This window comes from Corynebacterium glyciniphilum AJ 3170 (assembly GCF_007673095.1).
Lineage (GTDB): Bacteria > Actinomycetota > Actinomycetes > Mycobacteriales > Mycobacteriaceae > Corynebacterium.
Genome location: NZ_VDYZ01000253.1, coordinates 1 through 265 on the forward strand (window position 1 = coordinate 1; position 265 = coordinate 265).

The following is a 265-nucleotide window of genomic DNA, read 5'->3' on the forward strand; positions in this document are numbered from 1 at the left end:
CATCTCCACCTCCCCCCCCTACCACCCCACCACTCCCCGCACTTCCCCCCCCATCTCCTCCTAACCCTCCACGCGCCCCTTCTTCTTCCCCTCACCTCCCTTCCCACCCCAACCCACCCCCCCCCACCAACTCTCGTCCTCGCCCCCGAGCCCTCGCACCCTATCATCCTCCTCACCCACCACCCTCCCCCCAGCGATCACCTCTCCCCATCTCTTCCACAACTCACCACCCCTATTCACCAGCCAAACCACTACCACACTACAC

General features: G+C 64.9%; 1 protein-coding gene. It reads right to left on the reverse strand.

From position 1 onward, the window contains the following. Positions 1-60 precede the first annotated feature (60 nt). Positions 61-265, reverse strand: a 205-nt coding sequence (locus FS507_RS20060) for a hypothetical protein (protein WP_222121476.1), incomplete at its 5' end; no start/stop codon positions are given.